Genomic DNA, 18,824 nt, shown 5'->3' with positions numbered 1-18,824 from the left:
ATGGTTTCCTTTTGGTCATCCATACCACATAGTTTTTTTAAATTTAGAGCAACACGACGTAGTCTTACAGGGAAACTTCGATGTAAGCAGCTCATTCTGTTACTTTGGTTTTGTCCTGAGTGGCGGCTAAAGCTACGCAAGATCAAAACCATTTCAATTAGCACTAGCAGCTAATCTCTAGGTGTTAGATTTAATTAAAATTGGCTACGCGTTGGCGGCAGGGATGCCGCCTGTTGAGCAACCGTACAAGGAAGTACTGTTTGCTCAACAAAAGGTTTTTGGTTACTTTTGACCTTTCAAAAGTGACAAATGCCTATACGTAAAACATTAGCAAATCACCAAATTCTGAGGCTGTGCTTACTGCTTCACTTACTGTTTCTTAAAGACCTTGTTTAATCGCCTGTACTAAACAATCCGCATTAATATCCGAAATCGACTTAGCACCTGTGAGCGTCATAGCAACACGCATTTCTTTATCAATCAAATCAAGTAAGTTCGACACACCTTGTCCACCTGCTGCTGCCAAGGCATATACAAACGCACGGCCAAGTAATACTGTATCGGCACCGAGTGCCAACATACGCACTACGTCTAGGCCATTACGAATGCCTGAGTCAGCCAAAATCGCCAAATCACCTTTCACTGCATCGGCAATTGCAGGTAATGCACGAGCAGACGACATCACGCCATCTAACTGACGACCACCATGGTTCGATACCACAATTCCATCTGCACCAAAACGCACGGCATCTTTGGCATCTTCAGGGTCTAAAATACCTTTAATCACCATTGGACCATCCCAAAACTCACGGATCCACTCAAGATCTTTCCATGAAATTGATGGGTCAAAGTTCGAGCCTAACCAGCCAATATAGTCTTCAAGCCCAGTCGGTTTGCCTAAATATTTAGAAATATTACCCAAGTCGTGCGGACGACCCATTAAGCCGACATTCCACGACCAATGTGGATGGAACATAGACTGCATATAACGACGCATTGCAGCATTTGGCCCACTCATACCCGAATGTGCATCACGGTAACGTGCACCCGGCACAGGCATATCTACGGTAAACACCAGTGTTGAGCAGCCTGCTGCTTTTGCACGTTCCAAGGCATTCCGCATAAAACCACGGTCACGTAATACATAAAGCTGGAACCACATCGGGCGGTTAATTGCAGGTGAAACTTCTTCAATCGGACATACCGAAACCGTTGAAAGCGTAAATGGAATACCCTTTTTGTCGGCTGCCATCGCTGCCTGCACTTCACCACGGCGCGCATACATGCCTGTTAAACCCACAGGAGCTAATGCAACCGGCATCGACAAGGTTTCGTTAAACAGTTTTGTCTCTAAACTTAACGCTGACATGTCATTCAATACACGTTGACGCAATGCAATTTCTGACAAATCTTGTACGTTACGCTTTAAGGTATATTCCGAATACGCTCCACCATCGATGTAATGAAATAAAAATGGAGGTAAGCGACGTTGTGCCGCAGCACGGTAATCATTGCCAGAAGAAATAATCATTTTGAATCAACTCTATTTAAACGGTTCGCACGTTTCTGACGAGCTTCGTCTTCATTCAGAGAACGTACATGATTAATCACAAATTCAATATGACCGCAAACAGCTTGGCGTGCGGCCTCGGGATCTTTACGATCAATAGCATCCATCACCTGAAAATGCTGCTCGCTGAGCAAGTCACCATTGATGGGGTCGTTATAAACTTTTTTACGTCCCAACAAGACGTTGTATTGCAACAAATCAAATAGGCTACGCATCATTTGAATCAGCACCACATTGTGAGATGCTTCAGCAATTGCTAAGTGGAATTCAGCATCAGCCACAGCAGCCTGTGCTGAGTCACCCGCATTTTGGTGGCGACTAATTTCATTAAAATAATGATGAATTTTGGCGCGATCTTCAGGCGTTGAGCGCAATGCGGCATACCATGCCGTGCCACCTTCAAGTAATAACCGCGCCTCTTGCACATCAAAACGGTACAGCGGATCTTCTTCAATCAAGTTACTAATTGGGTTCACAATCAATTGCTGTGGCCACTGTTCAGGTAACTGCTGAATATAAGTCCCATCTCCACGGCGGCTACTGAGTACCCCTTGACTATTGAGCTGTTGAATCGCTTCACGCAAAGACGGACGAGAAACCCCTAAGCTAGTTGCAAGCTGGCGTTCGGCAGGCAAACGGTCACCTTTTTTCATGTGCCGCTCTTCAATTAATGCCTGCAATTTCATGACCACTTGATCGGAGATTCTCATCGCGTTTCCTTCACTGGAGTTATGGAATCATCCACGGAACCAGATAAGCCTGAACCGTAATAATGATGCCAACAAAGACAGTGAATATGATGCTATGTTTTACCGTGAAACGGAACAAGTCAGATTCTTTTCCAACTAAGCCTACTGCTGCACACGCAATCGCAATTGATTGTGGAGAAATCATCTTACCTGTCACACCACCACTGGTATTGGCAGCCACAAGCAACACTTCCGGAATACCAATTTGCTGCGCTGTAGTCGCCTGTAATGCCGAGAACAAAGCATTTGAAGATGTATCTGAACCCGTAAGGAACACACCAAGCCAACCCAAAAATGGCGAGAAGAAAGTAAACGCATGACCCGTATGCGATAGAGCCAAGGCTAAAGTTGCAGATAAACCTGAATAATTCGCAATAAAAGCAAACGCCAGCACCATACCAATCGAGTAAATCGGTGTTTTCAACTCATTGAGCGTTTCACCAAAAGTCGTTACTGCTTCACTTGCTTTCATTTTCAAGAAAATAGCAGTGATGATTGCAGCAATAAAAATTGCCGTACCTGTTGCAGAGAACCAGTCAAACTTATAAATCGCTTCGTATGGCTTCATCTCTGCCACAATTGGCGGCATTTTCTCGACCAATTTATGCAAATACGGCACTTCAAGTTTAAAAATCCAGTGCTCAAGAGCACCATCTTTTGCAAATAATGCTTTAAATGGCTTAATGCTCCAGATCGTCACCATGACCGTTAAAATAGCAAATGGAGACCACGCCTTAGCAATTTTCCCAATACTGTAACGTTGAACCGTAGTAGGTTGCTGAGTCAAAGTTTGACCAGCTTCAGGTTCAAAACGGAAAATATGTTTTGGTTGCCAAACGCGGAACAGCAAAGTTAAGCTCAACAATGACGCAATTGCAGCGGTAATGTCTGGTAATTCAGGGCCAATAAAGTTAGATGTAAGATATTGGGCAATCGCAAAAGAACCGCCACCAACGACCACCGCAGGCCAAGTTTCCTTAACACCACGCCAACCATCCATAATCGCCATAATCCAGAACAGCACAATCAGCGTTAAAAACGGCAACTGACGCCCAACCATCTGGCTAATTTCCATAGTGTCTACGCCTGACACCTGCCCCGCCACAATAATTGGAATACCCATCGCACCAAATGCAACTGGTGCTGTATTTACAATTAAACATAAACCAGCTGCGTAAAGAGGTTTAAAGCCTAAACCTACAAGGAGTGCAGCCGTAATTGCGACAGGAGCACCAAAACCCGCAGCCCCTTCTAAGAAAGTACCAAATGCAAAACCAACGAGTAACATTTGCAGACGTTGGTCTTCGGTAATTGACAAAATGCTTGAGCGGATAACTTCAAACTGACCTGTTTTTACCGAAATCTTGTATAGAAAAACTGCCCCAATAATGATCCATGAAATTGGCCATAGACCATAGAAGAAACCATAAATAATTGACGCAAAGGCCATTTGACCCGGCATTTGATAGAAAAAGAGAGCAATCAATAATGCAATAATGACTGTGCCCGTACCCGCGATACTGCCTTTTAAACGAAAAACAGCCAACGCCAAAAAGAAGAAAATAATCGGGATTAATGCAACCGCGCTGGACAGCCAAATATTATTTAAAGGGTCATAAAGTTGTTGCCACATATTGAGCATTGTCATCTCCTTGAAATGCCGGGGCGAATTTTTGTACCTTAAAAGTTTAAACATTTAGCACAATTGGTATTACCAATTTAAATTTAAGTGCAAATGTTGTTCCTTAAACCACAGATCGCATCATAAACACAGATATTGGTAAGATCAATCATTAAATTAACATCACAATTGGTATGACCAATATAACTAAGAAAAATAAAGCTATTTCTAATTTATAAATTTATTTATTAGACTAAAGTCGTAAAAATCTTTCTTATAAATTTAGATATGAACTACCGAAATGAAGTGAAAAATTTGAATATAAAAACTATAAATATAATCATTTATTGATAAATGTATAATGTACACACAACTCAAACCACATGTATTGAATTGAATAATGACTACTTTAACTTGTTTTAAAGCCTATGATATCCGAGGCAAACTCGGCACCGAATTGAATGAAGAAATTGCCTATAAAATTGGCCGCGCATACGGACAAATCTATAAACCAAAAACCGTGGTTGTAGGTTGTGATATTCGTCTAAGCAGTGAGTCTTTAAAACAGGCGACCATCCGCGGTTTAAACGATGCGGGTGTCAATGTGCTTGATTTGGGCATGACAGGTACTGAAGAAGTTTACTTCGCCGCTTTCCATTTAGATGTGCAAGGTGGTATCGAAGTTACTGCGAGTCATAATCCAATGGACTATAACGGTATGAAATTGGTTCGAGAAAATGCTCGTCCAATTAGTGCAGATACTGGTTTAAAAGAAATTCAGGCTTTAGCAGAAACCAATAACTTTGAAGAAGTTAGCCAAAAAGGCACAACTCAAAGTTATAACATTTTGCCTGAGTTCGTTGATCACTTAATTACCTATATTGAACCTGCAAAAATCCGCCCACTTAAGTTAGTGGTAAACTCGGGTAATGGTGCAGCTGGTCACGTGATTGATGCAATCGAAGAAAAATTTAAAGCGCTTAATGTACCGGTTGAATTTATTAAAATTCACCATGAAGCAGATGGTACTTTCCCAAATGGGATTCCTAACCCAATTTTAATTGAAAACCGTGACAGTACCCGAAATGCTGTTCTTGAGCATAACGCAGATATGGGTATTGCATGGGACGGTGACTTTGACCGCTGTTTCTTATTTGATGAAAAGGGACAGTTCATTGAGGGCTACTATATTGTTGGTCTATTGGCTCAAGCTTTCTTGATTAAACAAGCAGGCGAGAAAATTGTGCATGACCCACGTTTAGTGTGGAACACATTTGATATTGTAGATGAATACAAAGGTGTTGCTGTACAGTCAAAATCTGGTCACGCGTTCATTAAAGACGTTATGCGTGAACATAATGCTGTATATGGCGGTGAAATGAGTGCCCATCACTATTTCCGTGACTTTGCTTACTGCGACAGCGGCATGATTCCATGGTTACTTACAGTTGCCCTACTTTCTGAAACAGGACAATCACTTTCAACCCTCGTTGAAAATATGATTACCAAGTTTCCTTGTAGTGGTGAAATCAACTTTAAAGTAGCTGATACACAAATCACTATTCAAAAGATTTTCGACTTCTATGCCGAGCAAAATCCAGAAATTGACCGTACCGATGGTGTAAGCCTCGACTTTGGTGCATGGCGTTTTAATGTACGTGCTTCAAACACCGAGCCTTTACTACGTCTTAATATTGAAAGCCGTGCAGATCGCCAAGCTCAACCAATGCAGCATTATGTAGACGAGTTGACTGGGTTAATTCAGAGCTAATCAAAAAAGAAAAAAGGAGCGAATTGCTCCTTTTTTCTTGTTATTTAGTTATAACCATTAGGATTTTGCTTCTGCCAATTCCAGCTATCAGCAAGCATATCTTCTAAACCATATTGAGGCCGCCAACCCAGCTCAGCAATTTCACGGCTATTGTCTGCAAAAGATGTGGCTACATCTCCAGATCTACGCGCGGCAAACTCAAATGCTACAGGTACACCATTAACTTTTTCAAATGTATTCTTAACTTGTAATACAGATGAACCATTGCCCGTACCGATATTCCATGCACGACAGCCCTTCGACTGCAAACGGTTATTTAGAGCACATAAATGTGCACTCGCTAAATCCACCACATGGATATAGTCACGCACACCTGTACCATCCATAGTTTCGTAGTCATTACCATAAATGGATAGTTTCTCACGACGCCCAACGGTAACTTGTGTTACATACGACATTCAATTATTTGGAATTCCTTGAGGGTCTTCACCAATACGTCCGCTCTTATGTGCACCTACTGGGTTAAAATAACGAAGTAATGCGATTGACCACTCTGAGTTAGAAACCGACAACTTTTGTAATAATTGCTCAACACATGTATATAAACCAATATATCCTACGTCCCATGACTAAAATCTTAGCCATCTACTTTTCCTAATAATATTTTAATTAATCCACGTGTTGAAGCATCAAGTGTTGAAAGGTCATTTTGAATACCGTTTAAAATCGGAAGTAACTGATCAGCAATTTGTTTACCTTTCTCAACTCCCCATTGATCAAATGGATTAATATTCCAAATCACTGACTGCACAAAAACTTTATGTTCGTATAAAGCAATCAATATTCCTAAATTATACGGATTAAGTTCTTTTAATAATAAGGTAGAACTTGGCTGATTACCCTCATATTGCTTATAAATTGGTAAATTCTCCAATTCAGTCAGGTCTAAAGCATCATTCCCAAAGCCTAATAAGCGTGATTGCGCCAAGCAATTAGAGAGAGCAAGATGATGTTGCTCAATCAAAGCTTCGGCATTTTCAGCATAGGTAAAGTGATCTGCATTATAACGTTGGATCGGTGCTATAAAATCACAGCTGACTGCTTGGGAGCCTTGATGTAGCAATTGATAGAATGCATGTTGGGCATTTGGGCCGACTTCCCCCCATACAATTGGGCAAGTATCTAATTCGACTTTTTGACCATTACGTTGTACCGATTTACCGTTAGATTCCATTTCGAGTTGTTGTAAATAGGCTGCAAAATATTTTAAACGCCCATCATAAGGTAAGACTGCATGGGTCTGAATATTTAAGAAATTATTATTCCAAATTCCTAAGAGTGCCATCAAAACTGGAATATTTTGATCAAAACTCGTATTTTGAAAATGCTCATCGACGGCGTGTGCTCCTGCTAAAAATTGCTTAAACCCCTCAATACCAATCGTCAAAGCAATAGGTAAACCAATACAAGACCATAGTGAATAGCGGCCACCTACCCAATCCCACAGCAATAATTGATTTTCAGGCGCAATACCCCATTCAGACATTTTGTCAGCTTTTGTGGACACACCAATAAAATGGCTTTTTGATACGCGGGCGTGTTTCCCTAACGTTTTTTCTAACCACTGACGCACTGTTTGGGCATTGGATAAAGTATCAATCGTTCCAAAAGATTTTGAAGAAATAATAAATAAGGTTGTTTCCGGACGTAGTTGATGAAGTAATTCTGATAACTGACTGCCATCCATAGTTGATACAAAATGAACATTGAGTGGCTTGGCTGTTTTTACTTTAAAATCAGACAAAGCATGAGTCACCATTTGAGGTCCTAAATCAGATCCCCCCACTCCAATATTGACAACATCTTGAATGACTTCGCCAGTAGCACCACGATATTGTCCAGCATGGATTTTTTCCACCAAGGCATACATACGTTCTAACTGGCTATGAACTTGTTCTGTTAAATCTGGAAACTTTGAATAATCAGCTGGTAAACGCAATGCCCAGTGCATTGCCTCACGTTGTTCTGTACAGTTAATTTTATCTTGTGAAAAAAGACGATTAAGCCATCCGGTTAAATTTTTACTCTTCGCAAGAGCTACTAGGTGTCCCAGAATATCTTTGGTTACGCGGTGCTTACTATAATCGAAGAATAACTGATCAAATTTTACAGAATAATTTTGAAATCGATCTGGTTCTAAAGCAAATAACTCTTTGATATGTAATTTTGAGTTTTCTTCAGCTAAAGTTCGAAGATGAGCTAGAGGCGAGACTAATTCCTTTGGAAATTGTTCAATTGATTTACTCATAAGCGACCTACTCCTTCATAAGCAAAACCTCTGGCTTTGACATATGCTGGATCATAAATATTACGACCATCTAAAATTAAAGGATGTTTCATTAATTGTTGTAGTTGCTTAAAGTCAGGACTCCAATATTGCTTCCATGCCGTGACTAGACACAATGCATGAGCACCTTGCACCGCTTCATATTGATTAGTGCATAAAATTAAATCTTCACGAGCCCCATAAGTTGCAGCTATTTCATCTAAAGCCTGAGGATCATGTAAACGTACTATTACACCTTGTGCCCATAGCGCAGCTAATAAAATATGAATCGGTGAATTATGTATATTTGAGGTATTCTCTTTAAAAGAAGCTCCCCAAATCGCAACCGTTTTACCATTTAGACTACAGTGATAATAATTCCATAACTTACGGAATAAAATCTCTTTCTGCTGCTCGTTAATCGCCCAAACCTGTTCTAAGAGACGGCTTTTTGTTCCCGTTTCAGATACGGTACTCGAAAGGGTTAAAATATCATGCGAAAAATTCTCACCACCAAATCCCACACCCGGCGATAAATAAGCAGCACCAATACGCGTATCAGCAGCAATACCATGTTTTACATTGGCGATATCAATACCTAACTTTTCAGCAACCATTGCTAAGTCATTCATATAACTAATGCGGGTAGCCAACATGCCCGAGATACTAAGTTTGGTAAACTCCGCATCTAAAATGGGCATAAATAAATATTGATAACTAAATTGGAAAAAAGGGCGCAATAATTCTTGCATGGTTTCACTTGCATCCCTAGATTCAACACCAACAATCACATGTTTTACATTCAAAACACTATTAATTGCATTCCCCTCCTGAATTACATCAGGAAAGTAAACCCATTCATCTTTTGGTAAATGTTGTTTAAGTTTTTCTGTACCATGTAACCCAAAGGTCGAGCCATTAATCATTAATCGAGGATGAACAATAGGTCGCTCGCTTAACTTCTCAACTGTTTTTAAAGCAAGCTCAATTTGTGTTGGACTAAAACAAAATAAATAAACTTCAATATCTAAAGGAATCTCAGAAAAAGCACTTTCTTTTAAAAACCCTGCCTTTCTTTGTTTATTTAAATAATTATTTACTTCTTGATCTTGATAAGAAAGGATAGAAATATCTTCTTCACAACTTACACAGGTACACCAATAAATTTGATTACCATATTCAGCCAATAATGCCGCCATAACACCGGCATGTAACGTTGTTCCAAATACTGCGATTTTCATTGCACACCTGATTTTATAAATTTCTATTCTTTTTACAGCAAAAGAATATACTGCTCTGCTACCATATTCAGCAGTTTTTACAAATACTTAAGCAGAGCTACAAAACTTTATAGTTTAAGTTCTTGAATCAAATGTTTAAATTCCAATCCCAATTTAGGATGTGTAACGCCATAATGTAGTACAGCTTTCAAATAACCAAGTTTACTGCCACAGTCAAAAGTTTGACCTTGCATACGATATGCTTCAACTGTATCTGTTCTTTGAAGCATCGCAATAGCATCAGTTAATTGAATTTCATTGCCAGCACCTTTCGGTGTATTTTCTAAAAGCTGCATAATTTTAGCTGGCAAAATATAACGTCCGACTACAGATAAATTAGAAGGTGCAGAGCCGACAGCAGGCTTTTCGACAATACCCTGCATGACAATACTTTCACCTTCATTTGGACTCTGCTGAACGTCAACAATTCCATATTGATCTACTAAATGATCTGGTACTGCTTCAACCATGATTTGAGCAGCTTGGCTTGCTTCATAACGAGAAATCATACGAGATAGATCATTTTTTCCTGAACCATCTTTGACCAATACATCTGGTAATAACACGGCAAAATCATCTTGGCCTATAATACTTTTTGCGCATAAAACAGCATGCCCCAAGCCCAAAGGTTGAGGCTGTCTTACACTTACTACACTCACATGGGATGGTATAATCTGGGTAATTTCATCAAGCAAATCAAACTTTTTCTTTTGCTCTAACGTCGTTTCAAGTTCAAAGTTTCTATCAAAATAATTTTCAATTGATGCTTTAGATGAATGGGTTACTAAAATAATTTGCTCAATTCCAGCCTCTACAGCTTCACGCACTACATATTCAATCGCAGGACGATCAACGACTGTTACCATTTCTTTAGGAATTGACTTACTTGCCGGTAAAAAACGTGTACCTAATCCAGCTACAGGTAAAACTGCCTTTTTAATCATGTGGGTAACTACTTAATATTTTATAAACTTGCTTTATCTTCATCACGCACTGAACCAGAAAAACGACTCGCGCCAACTAATTGATCTGGTGCATTAATCCCTTCTTTTTTCAGCATAACTAAAACTGTTCTCGCCATAATCTTAAAATCTAGAGATAGATTATGTGTTTCAACATATTCAATATCAAGCTCAAATTTTTCTTCCCAACTTAAGTTATTTCTTCCGCTGATCTGAGCAAGGCCTGTCATTCCAGGTCTAACATCATGGCGACGCATTTGTCGGGAAGTATAATGTTCTAAAAAATCTGCTAATTGAGGTCGAGGACCAACAATACTCATATCACCCTTCAAGACATTAATGAGTTGCGGCATTTCATCCAAAGTAGTAGAACGCAACTTATGCCCAAATGGGGTAATTCTTTCTTCATCTGGTAAGGGATTACCTTCAGAATCGAACGCATCCTTCATAGAACGGAATTTAATCATTTTAAATAATTTTCCGTCTTTCCCCGGTCTTTCTTGATAAAAGAGAACTGGAGAACCTAAATTTTTACGAACCTTATATGCTACCCAAAAAAAGATTGGGGACAAAATGATTAATGCGGTTAAGGAAATTACGATGTCAACTATCCGTTTCATCATGTATTCACTCTTATTTTCAATTGATTTACAAAGAAAACTAAAAAATATGCTTTATTTAGCATTTGTCTCTCTCAAGACGATTTATGCAGAGCATACTACCATAGATTGGATGACGTAACTTTTACCCTGCTATAAATCGTACTTCAATATTACTTATTTGTTATCTAAAAACTCATCCATCTACCTTACTAAATAACTATAACTTTTTGACTTTAAAAAATAAATAAAATATTGATATTTAAAATATTTTGAAACATTTCATCTCTTCAGTATCAACTATAAAATTATGGTTTTCATGTTTTAGATTTTAGTTCTGCATCAATTTCAAAACAAAAATAAACATTTCTCTTCAGGTCTTAGAGACTAAGTTAATCAATGAATTTAGAAAAACTAAAGGGAATATTTATACCATTTTAGAGAAATTTATATATTTATATGAAAATTAAATTTTTTATTCTGGTTTCCCAGCTTTAAAATATAAAGCTAGAAGTATGAGGGGGAGGTAAGCAATTATTAAACCCAAGAATGGAGATATATTTTTATTTATTACTAAAAATGCGCAAGGCATTAACCAAACAAAATTAATTAATAAAACTGCTAACGACACAACTCTATGACTAGAAAAATATATAGCTGCGTATTGATACGCATGACTTCGGTGTGCCTGATAGATTTTTTCACCTCGAAAGATACGTCTCACGAGTGTAAATGTAGCATCTACAATAAAAATTCCTAGACAGATAATCCAAGCCAGAAATAAATTAAAATCTATTTTTAATGCATATAAAGCAAGAACTGCGAATAAAAATCCTAAAAAACTACTGCCTACATCTCCCATAAAAATTTTTGCTTTTGGAAAATTCCAAAATAGAAAACCACTCACTATAGAAGCTATCACAAGCAATATAAAATTATTAGAACCATACCAGCCATAAAGCAAAGCTAAATTTACTCCTACAGATATTGCTTCAATACTTGCGATGCCATTAATACCATCCATAAAATTATATAAATTTAACATCCAGACAAGAAATAAGACGGCCAAAATATTGGTAAAAAAACCTAAATTTAAACCATTAAAAACAATAACTTGATTGAGATTTCTCAAATTAAACACTATAAAAATTGCAGCAATAAAATGAATAGTTAAACGAAGCATAGAGTTGATATGGGTATGATCATCACAGAAACCGAGAATAGCAATGCCTAAACATCCTCCACCTATAACGAAGAATTCATTAAAACTTATCAATTGATTTATAAAACAATAGAACAACGCTAACATAAAAGTTAAAACTATTGCTAAACCACCACCACGCGGTGTTGGTGCAACATGTGAGCTTCTAAAATTAGGTAAATCAATAATATTTTTTCTTAAGGCATATTTGCGAACACAATAAGTCAAAGTAAAAGAAAGAATAAAAAAAAGAATGAGAGGCATCACGATATTCATACTAGCGTTAATTTTTTTTAAACATTAAATTTAAGCAGTCATCAACACTATAAGGTGCTTTCCAACCCAATAATTCTACATTCTTTGATGTATCAACCACTAATGGCGAACAAAGCCGTAAGGCAATAGCATCTTTATTAAAAAGTTTAGCTACAAAGTTAATCAGTACTTTAGGTACAGGTAAAGCGATAAGCTTTTTACCTTGAACTTTAGCTAGCTTCTTAAATAATTCTTTAACTGTTATATCATCTTGATCACTTATCAAGAAAATTTGATTTTTTGCTAAAGGATGTAATAAACAAGTATGGATAAAATCAATTAAATTATAAATACTCACCATACTTCTTTTATTATCAAGACAGCCAACGGGTAAAGGAACTCCTTTTGCTGCCAGATTTACCATACTCTTAAAGTTTGCCTTAACATTTGGGCCATAAATTAATACAGGACGAATAATAACTACATCCATTTTAACGTTTTGAGCCAAATTTAATAAAGCTTGCTCAGCTTCAAATTTTGATAATCCATAAGGATCTTGAAGATTTGAAACACTTTCATTTGGTGTAAACAGCTTATTGGTAGTTACTTCACCATTTACCTTTATACTACTCATAAAGATAAAACGTTTCACGCCAGCTTTAGCTGCTTTTTTTGCTAAATTAAGTGTACCTTCTACATTTACCTGTCTATAGAGGAAAAGTGGATCACTCTCTACTTCTTTCATAATATGAGCACGTCCAGCACAATGCACGATAACATCTACTGAACCTAAATCAAGATTAGTTAGATCATCATTCAAATCAAAAATGATAGTCTTAAGGGACGTACTTAAGTTTTGTGTTTTTTCCCGAATTTGAGCAAGAACTCTATATTCGGGAATTGTCGAAAAATACTCACATAAATGTGAGCCCACAAAACCGTTACTTCCTGTAATTAATATCTTCATTTTTAAAGTACAGTCTTAAGAAAGTTTTCTAATAATTTTTAGAATTTTATCCATTGCTACTCTTTCTGAATAAAATTCATTAAGTATTTTTCTTGATGAATTAAACGAATATTGATGTTTTGCTAACACAATTTGATCAAGTTGTTTAGCCAACAAATCTTCATTATTAGGTGGAACCACCCAACCAATATGGTGTGTATTAATCATATCTGCAACTTCTGACCCATTATCCATAATCGCGAGTAAAGGTTTATCAGCTGCCATAGAAAAATAAGATTTACTTGGAACACCTAAACCTAACATTCCATCAGCCAATGTAATTAATGCAACATCACACGCATTTAAACCCGTCGTTTTTTCTTTCTGATCTAAAGATCCATAGTAAAGAATATTTTGAGATCCTAAAGAATGAATTTGCTCTTTAAGACGAGCCACGTATGCACCATCACCAATAAAAATGAATTTTGCCAAATGTGCATATTCCATTTTCTGAATCGCATGCAGAATATTTTCCACACCTTGAACACGGCCAATATTTCCGAAGAATTGAAAAATCGTAGTTTCACTATCAAGCCAATTCAATTCTTTTAAAATTCGGTTATCAGTTTTAAGTTCTGTACCAATATCCGAAGAGTCAATCCAGTTCTGCACTACAGTAATATTGTTATTTTGATTCGTTTTTTGATGCACTAATTCTTTCATGTCTTTGCCAATAACAATGACCTCATCAGCACTTGCATAAATCCTATCAAATAAACTTTTTAATATTTTAAATAAAAAATGATCATTTTTTAAAATTTTAGCCGCTGCCAAATTTTCTGGAAAAACATCATGAACTAACAATATCCATTTAAAATTTAGAAACTTTTTAATAATGAATAAAACAAAAAGGAGCAAAATAGGAGTCGTACCTGTAAAAACAATACTATTTTTTTTCACTACTTTCAAAGTTTTAGTTAAGAAACTAAAAGCAATAACTAACTCATATAAAAATCTTTTAAACAAACTCGCTTTATTAGGCTTTTTAGCTTTAATAAAATGTGCATTTGCATACTGAGGACAATTCGTATCCTCTTTTGCAATAAGAACAAGGTCTATATCACTTTGTACATTCAACGTGTCATACAACTTTCCTAACAAGTAACCTGTCGTATTTTGATATGGGTGATAATATTCTGTGATTAAATAGACCTTCTTCTTCACTTCTTAAACCTCAATACTTTTTCCAAATCACTCGATTTATATAATCTGTGTAGCTCATAATGATACGCACAACTTTGTCACTTACGTTTGGCATACTATAGTCTTCAACTAGACGTAAAAGACGATCTTCACCTCTAGTCTGACCTTCTAGAATTGCCAAACCTTGTAAAATACGTTCCGCTTTTAAGCCCACCATCATTACAGCAGCTTCTTCCATTCCTTCTGGGCGCTCATGTGCTTGACGTAAGTTAAGTGCAGGGAAGTTTAGAATTGATGATTCTTCATTAATCGTTCCGCTATCAGACAATGCAGCCTTTGCAGAAAGCTGTAACTTATTGTAATCACTAAAACCAAGTGGCTTTAATAGTTGAATTAAAGGATGAAATTCAACATTTAATTGTTCGATACGCTTACGGGTACGAGGGTGTGTAGAAACAATTACCGGATATTTATACTTCTCTGCAACTGCATTTAACATTTCTACCAAATCTAGGAAATTCTGATCTGAATTAATGTTTTCTTCACGATGAGCACTCACAATAAAATATTCATGCTCTTTTAAATTCAAGCGTTCAAGTACATCAGAAGCTTCAATTTTTGCTTTGTAGTGATGAAGTACTTCAAACATTGGGCTACCTGTTTTAATTACTAAATCAGCAGGTAATCCCTCAGCCAACAAATAGTCACGTGCAATCGTACTGTACGTTAAGTTAATATCAGCAGTATGGTCAACGATTCGACGATTAATTTCTTCAGGAACGCGCATATCAAAACAACGGTTTCCAGCTTCCATGTGGAAAGTTGGAATCTTGCGGCGTTTTGCAGGTAATACTGCCATACAGCTGTTAGTATCACCTAAAACAAGTAAAGCTTCAGGTTGTACTTCATCTAGAATCTTATCAACTGCAATAATGACATTACCAATCGTTTCTGCACCTGTAGCACCAGCTGCATTTAAGAAATGGTCAGGTTTACGGATACCCAAATCAGTAAAGAAAATTTCATTTAATTCATAGTCATAGTTTTGACCGGTATGAACAATAACATGATCAAAATATTCATCACACGCAGCCATTACGCGAGACAAACGGATAATTTCTGGACGTGTGCCCACCACTGTCATTAATTTTAACTTTTTCACTACTCTTTACTCTTAATTTGTTATTGGCATCGCATAAGTATCTGGCTTATTACGATCAAAGATTTCATTTGCCCATAGCATTACTACCATCTCTTCATCACCAATGTTAGTAATATCATGTGTCCAGCCTGGCACTGTTTCTACAATTCTTGGTTCATCACCATGTGTTTCAAGTTCATAAAACTCACCTGTCACAACATGCTTAAACTTAAATAGTGCCTTACCTTTAATAACAAGAAACTTTTCAGTTTTCGTATGGTGATAGTGTCCACCACGAGTAATACCCGGATGAGCAGTAAAGTAAGAAAATTGGCCTGCATCTGGTGTTTTTAGCATTTCAACAAATACGCCACGAGCATCACCATATTTTGGAACACTGTAGTCAAATTGCTCTGGCTTTAAAAAGCTTAAATATGTTGAATAGAGTGCGCGAGTTAAACCTATCCCTACACGATCTGTGATAAGCGTATCGCGAGATGCCTTAAAACCATTTAAAACTTTAGCCAAATCACCTACTGTAATTTGATATTCAGGTTCAACTTGGAAAACTTGCTCAACCTGCTGACCATTTATAATATTCCAGAATGTTTCAACTACATCGTCGATATACACAAGACGAATCAAAGCATTTTCATCATGAATTTGTAGCGGTAAGTCATTTGCCACGTTATAGCAAAAAGTTGCAACAGCTGAATTGTAGTTAGGACGTGACCACTTACCAAAAACATTAGCTAAACGGCAAATATGAACAGGATTACCTTGTGATTGATTGAGAGCTACCAGAGCCTGCTCTCCACCTAGTTTACTTTTACCATAAGGATTATCACGTTCAACCTGAATAGAAGACGATAAAATAACAGGAGTTTTCTTATTTGCTTGCTGCAAAATCTGGCAGATTTTTTCAGTTAAGCTGGTATTACCTTCAGCAAACTCTTCTTCATTTAAAGGACGATTCACGCCCGCTAAATGCACTATCCAATCCGAAGCGAGAACTGCTTGCTCAAACTCTTGATCTGTTGTTTCACGATGAGTTTTCAAAATCTCAACTTCAGGTTTTTCTGATAAAAACTGAATAAGGTTTTTTGCAATAAATCCATTAGAACCGGTAACTAAAACTCTCATGCTTACGCCTCTGGTGAAATGTATTCGCCTCTTGTTAATGCGCGAACAAAATCTAGTTTAAGCAATAATTGTTTCATACCCTCTACATCTAGACGAGTAGTATTATGCGAGTTGTAATCTTCAAATTCAGTAATTTTTAAATCACCATCTTCTACATACTTTTCATAATTCAAATCGCGTTGGTCTGCCGGTACGCGGAAATAATCGCCTTGATCAAAAGCATGCACCATTTCTTCGCGGCTTAATAAAGCTTCAAAAGCTTTTTCACCATGACGGGTACCCATAATAGAAATAGGATGATCTTCAACGTTTAGTAACTGTTTTAATGCTTCAGCTAATACTGCAATTGTAGCTGCAGGAGCTTTTTGTACAAAGATATCCCCATTTTCACCATGCTCGAAAGCATAGAGAACTAAGTCTACCGCATCTTCTAAAGTCATCATAAAACGAGTCATATTCGGATCAGTAATCGTAAGAGGTTTACCCTGACGAATTTGATCAACGAATAAAGGAATTACTGAACCACGTGATGCCATCACATTACCATAACGAGTGCCACAAATAACCGTATTTAAACCCTCAAGGTTACGTGACTTTGCGACCATAACTTTTTCCATCATGGCTTTAGAAATACCCATGGCATTGATTGGATAAACTGCTTTATCTGTGCTTAAACATACGACACGCTTAACATGGTTTTGAATGGCCGCTTCAAGTACATTTTCCGTACCCAACACATTAGTCTTTACAGCTTCCATCGGGTGAAACTCACATGATGGAACTTGCTTTAAAGCTGCTGCATGATAAATATAATCAACACCACGGGTCGCATTTAAAATACTGTTATAGTCGCGTACATCACCTATATAAAATTTTAGCTTTGCTGAATGATATTTCTTACGCATATCATCTTGCTTTTTTTCATCGCGACTAAAGATACGGATTTCTTTAATATCTGTTTCTAAAAAACGTTTTAAAACAGCGTTACCAAAAGATCCTGTACCACCAGTGATTAATAATGTTTTTCCTTTAAAACTCATATGTTATCCGATAAAAGTAAAATTAAACGATCAATATCATTGGAAATTGTTTTTTCCGAATCTGTTAACTTCTCATTCATTGCCTGAATTATAGCAATTTTGATACTTTCTTTAGTATAAGGATTGAAAGTCAAAGAAGGTTTACACACCTCATAAGCATAAGGTAGATCTGAAACAATAATCTTACATCCCCCATCTATTCCTTCTACAAGGCCCAAACCAAAACTTTCAGACAAAGAAGGAAAAATTAAATATTCAGAAGACGAATATATTTGCCCCAACTGTTCTCTATCTATAAAACCCACATTTAAAATAGGATAGCCTAGCTCGACTTTCTCACTAATTAAATTATTCAAAATAACATCATGTTTTGGAACAGTAAGCGTTAAAGAGCCTGATTTAGTTATATCGTAAGCTTCACAAAACGCATGTATTAAATTTTCATGATTTTTATGTGGTCCACTATTACTCACATAAATAAAAGAACCCTGATTACGTAAAGGTTTTACAACGTCTATATTCAATGGGGGATAAAAAGGCAATACATAAATATTACTTAATTTTTTATTCAGATATTTTTCTGCAAACTGTTTTTGCATCAATTTACTTTGTACTAACCATTTATCACAATTTTTTTTGTAAAAGTTTAAATATAACTGTTTTATTTTATAAACCAACTTGTCTTTTAAACTAAATCCATTAGGAATTTCTAAAAAAAGCTTTTGATGGAAATAAACAAAAACTTTAGCTTTCAATCGCAATGGTGGAGGAACATTTCCAAAACACAAAACAGACTGAAATTTATCTTTATTTTCAGAATAAAACTTTAAACGCTCCGTATGAGAGTTTTTTATAAATCTTACTCTCTCTTGATCTATATCATTAAAATAATCTTCTGTACGACTATCCAATAAATAAAAAATATTAAGTTTTCTTTCTTGAACAATTCCAATTAAATAATTAAGTAGTACTAGACCACCACTATCATTTATATAAACTGCATCAAGTAAAATCATG

At 36.7% G+C, this 18,824-nt stretch carries 15 protein-coding genes and 1 pseudogene; 1 reads left to right on the top strand and 15 read right to left on the bottom strand.

From position 1 onward, the window contains the following. Positions 1-379: 379 nt before the first annotated feature. The 3 genes from lldD to lldP are packed head-to-tail and all read right to left on the bottom strand — an operon-like array spanning position 380 to position 3,967. Entirely contained in the window at positions 380-1,531 is a 1,152-nt protein-coding gene (gene lldD, locus B554_RS0109975) for an FMN-dependent L-lactate dehydrogenase LldD (RefSeq protein ID WP_019457941.1), read from the bottom strand. Then, complete coding sequence (lldR, locus tag B554_RS0109970; RefSeq protein WP_019457940.1) at positions 1,528-2,280, bottom strand: transcriptional regulator LldR; 753 nt, start codon at positions 2,278-2,280, stop codon at positions 1,528-1,530. The genes lldD and lldR overlap by 4 nt, the downstream gene beginning before the upstream one ends. 19 nt (positions 2,281-2,299) lie before the next feature. Beyond that, positions 2,300-3,967, bottom strand: coding sequence for an L-lactate permease (gene lldP / locus B554_RS0109965; protein ID WP_171057789.1), 1,668 nt, complete (start codon positions 3,965-3,967; stop codon positions 2,300-2,302). Positions 3,968-4,340: 373 nt separating this feature from the next. Here lldP and B554_RS0109960 point away from each other — a divergent pair, with 373 nt between their 5' ends. Next, entirely contained in the window at positions 4,341-5,711 is a 1,371-nt protein-coding gene (locus B554_RS0109960; RefSeq protein WP_019457938.1) for a phosphomannomutase/phosphoglucomutase, read from the top strand. A 44-nt stretch (positions 5,712-5,755) separates the two neighbouring features. On the opposite strand, the pseudogene B554_RS0109955 reads toward B554_RS0109960, so the two are convergent. The 12 genes and pseudogenes from B554_RS0109955 to B554_RS0109900 all read right to left on the bottom strand — a co-directional run. Then, positions 5,756-6,304 (bottom strand): annotated as a pseudogene (locus tag B554_RS0109955) (GDP-mannose 4,6-dehydratase); the annotation flags it as partial. Positions 6,305-6,348: 44 nt separating this feature from the next. Then, on the bottom strand, positions 6,349-8,019 hold the full coding sequence (gene pgi / locus B554_RS0109950) for a glucose-6-phosphate isomerase (protein ID WP_019457937.1): 1,671 nt from the start codon (positions 8,017-8,019) through the stop codon (positions 6,349-6,351). Next, entirely contained in the window at positions 8,016-9,278 is a 1,263-nt protein-coding gene (locus B554_RS0109945; RefSeq protein WP_019457936.1) for a nucleotide sugar dehydrogenase, read from the bottom strand. The genes pgi and B554_RS0109945 overlap by 4 nt, the downstream gene beginning before the upstream one ends. Positions 9,279-9,385: 107 nt before the next feature. Then, a complete protein-coding gene (galU, locus tag B554_RS0109940) occupies positions 9,386-10,261 on the bottom strand; it encodes a UTP--glucose-1-phosphate uridylyltransferase GalU (protein ID WP_019457935.1) in 876 nt (291 codons plus the stop codon). A 20-nt stretch (positions 10,262-10,281) separates the two neighbouring features. Next, complete coding sequence (locus tag B554_RS0109935) at positions 10,282-10,902, bottom strand: sugar transferase (RefSeq protein ID WP_019457934.1); 621 nt, start codon at positions 10,900-10,902, stop codon at positions 10,282-10,284. 451 nt (positions 10,903-11,353) lie between these two features. Continuing rightward, the gene (locus tag B554_RS0109930; protein WP_019457933.1) at positions 11,354-12,343 is read right to left on the bottom strand and encodes a glycosyl transferase; all 990 of its coding nucleotides are present in this window, start codon (positions 12,341-12,343) and stop codon (positions 11,354-11,356) included. Positions 12,344-12,362: 19 nt separating this feature from the next. After that, on the bottom strand, positions 12,363-13,301 hold the full coding sequence (locus B554_RS0109925) for an NAD-dependent epimerase/dehydratase family protein (protein WP_019457932.1): 939 nt from the start codon (positions 13,299-13,301) through the stop codon (positions 12,363-12,365). A 15-nt stretch (positions 13,302-13,316) separates the two neighbouring features. After that, entirely contained in the window at positions 13,317-14,504 is a 1,188-nt protein-coding gene (locus tag B554_RS0109920) for a glycosyltransferase family 4 protein (RefSeq protein WP_025465180.1), read from the bottom strand. A gap of 10 nt (positions 14,505-14,514) precedes the next feature. Beyond that, complete coding sequence (wecB, locus tag B554_RS0109915) at positions 14,515-15,645, bottom strand: non-hydrolyzing UDP-N-acetylglucosamine 2-epimerase (RefSeq protein ID WP_025465179.1); 1,131 nt, start codon at positions 15,643-15,645, stop codon at positions 14,515-14,517. 12 nt (positions 15,646-15,657) lie between these two features. After that, on the bottom strand, positions 15,658-16,767 hold the full coding sequence (gene wbjC, locus B554_RS0109910) for a UDP-2-acetamido-2,6-beta-L-arabino-hexul-4-ose reductase (protein ID WP_019457929.1): 1,110 nt from the start codon (positions 16,765-16,767) through the stop codon (positions 15,658-15,660). Between the two features lie 2 nt (positions 16,768-16,769). After that, positions 16,770-17,807: a polysaccharide biosynthesis protein gene (locus tag B554_RS0109905; RefSeq protein WP_019457928.1), complete on the bottom strand. Its 1,038-nt coding sequence runs from the start codon at positions 17,805-17,807 to the stop codon at positions 16,770-16,772. Beyond that, positions 17,804-18,823 carry a glycosyltransferase gene (locus tag B554_RS0109900; RefSeq protein WP_019457927.1) on the bottom strand — a complete coding sequence of 340 codons (1,020 nt, stop codon included), beginning with the start codon at positions 18,821-18,823 and terminating at the stop codon, positions 17,804-17,806. The genes B554_RS0109905 and B554_RS0109900 overlap by 4 nt, the downstream gene beginning before the upstream one ends. Position 18,824 lies beyond the last annotated feature (1 nt).

The sequence above is a fragment of the Acinetobacter sp. GG2 genome (assembly GCF_000292385.1).
Taxonomy (GTDB): Bacteria; Pseudomonadota; Gammaproteobacteria; order Pseudomonadales; family Moraxellaceae; genus Acinetobacter; species Acinetobacter seifertii.
This window is presented reverse-complemented; position numbering and strand designations above follow the sequence as displayed.

Excerpts from the sequence above, each read along its gene's own strand:
- pgi (WP_019457937.1), bottom strand. The coding sequence starts at position 8,019 with ATGAGTAAATCAATTGAACAATTTCCAAAGGAATTAGTCTCGCCTCTA.
- lldR (WP_019457940.1), bottom strand. The coding sequence starts at position 2,280 with ATGAGAATCTCCGATCAAGTGGTCATGAAATTGCAGGCATTAATTGAA.
- B554_RS0109925 (WP_019457932.1), bottom strand. The coding sequence starts at position 13,301 with ATGAAGATATTAATTACAGGAAGTAACGGTTTTGTGGGCTCACATTTA.
- galU (WP_019457935.1), bottom strand. The coding sequence starts at position 10,261 with ATGATTAAAAAGGCAGTTTTACCTGTAGCTGGATTAGGTACACGTTTT.
- B554_RS0109930 (WP_019457933.1), bottom strand. The coding sequence starts at position 12,343 with ATGCCTCTCATTCTTTTTTTTATTCTTTCTTTTACTTTGACTTATTGT.
- wbjC (WP_019457929.1), bottom strand. The coding sequence starts at position 16,767 with ATGAGAGTTTTAGTTACCGGTTCTAATGGATTTATTGCAAAAAACCTT.
- B554_RS0109900 (WP_019457927.1), bottom strand. The coding sequence starts at position 18,823 with ATGATTTTACTTGATGCAGTTTATATAAATGATAGTGGTGGTCTAGTA.
- B554_RS0109935 (WP_019457934.1), bottom strand. The coding sequence starts at position 10,902 with ATGATGAAACGGATAGTTGACATCGTAATTTCCTTAACCGCATTAATC.
- B554_RS0109945 (WP_019457936.1), bottom strand. The coding sequence starts at position 9,278 with ATGAAAATCGCAGTATTTGGAACAACGTTACATGCCGGTGTTATGGCG.
- B554_RS0109905 (WP_019457928.1), bottom strand. The coding sequence starts at position 17,807 with ATGAGTTTTAAAGGAAAAACATTATTAATCACTGGTGGTACAGGATCT.
- B554_RS0109960 (WP_019457938.1), top strand. The coding sequence starts at position 4,341 with ATGACTACTTTAACTTGTTTTAAAGCCTATGATATCCGAGGCAAACTC.
- lldD (WP_019457941.1), bottom strand. The coding sequence starts at position 1,531 with ATGATTATTTCTTCTGGCAATGATTACCGTGCTGCGGCACAACGTCGC.
- lldP (WP_171057789.1), bottom strand. The coding sequence starts at position 3,967 with ATGACAATGCTCAATATGTGGCAACAACTTTATGACCCTTTAAATAAT.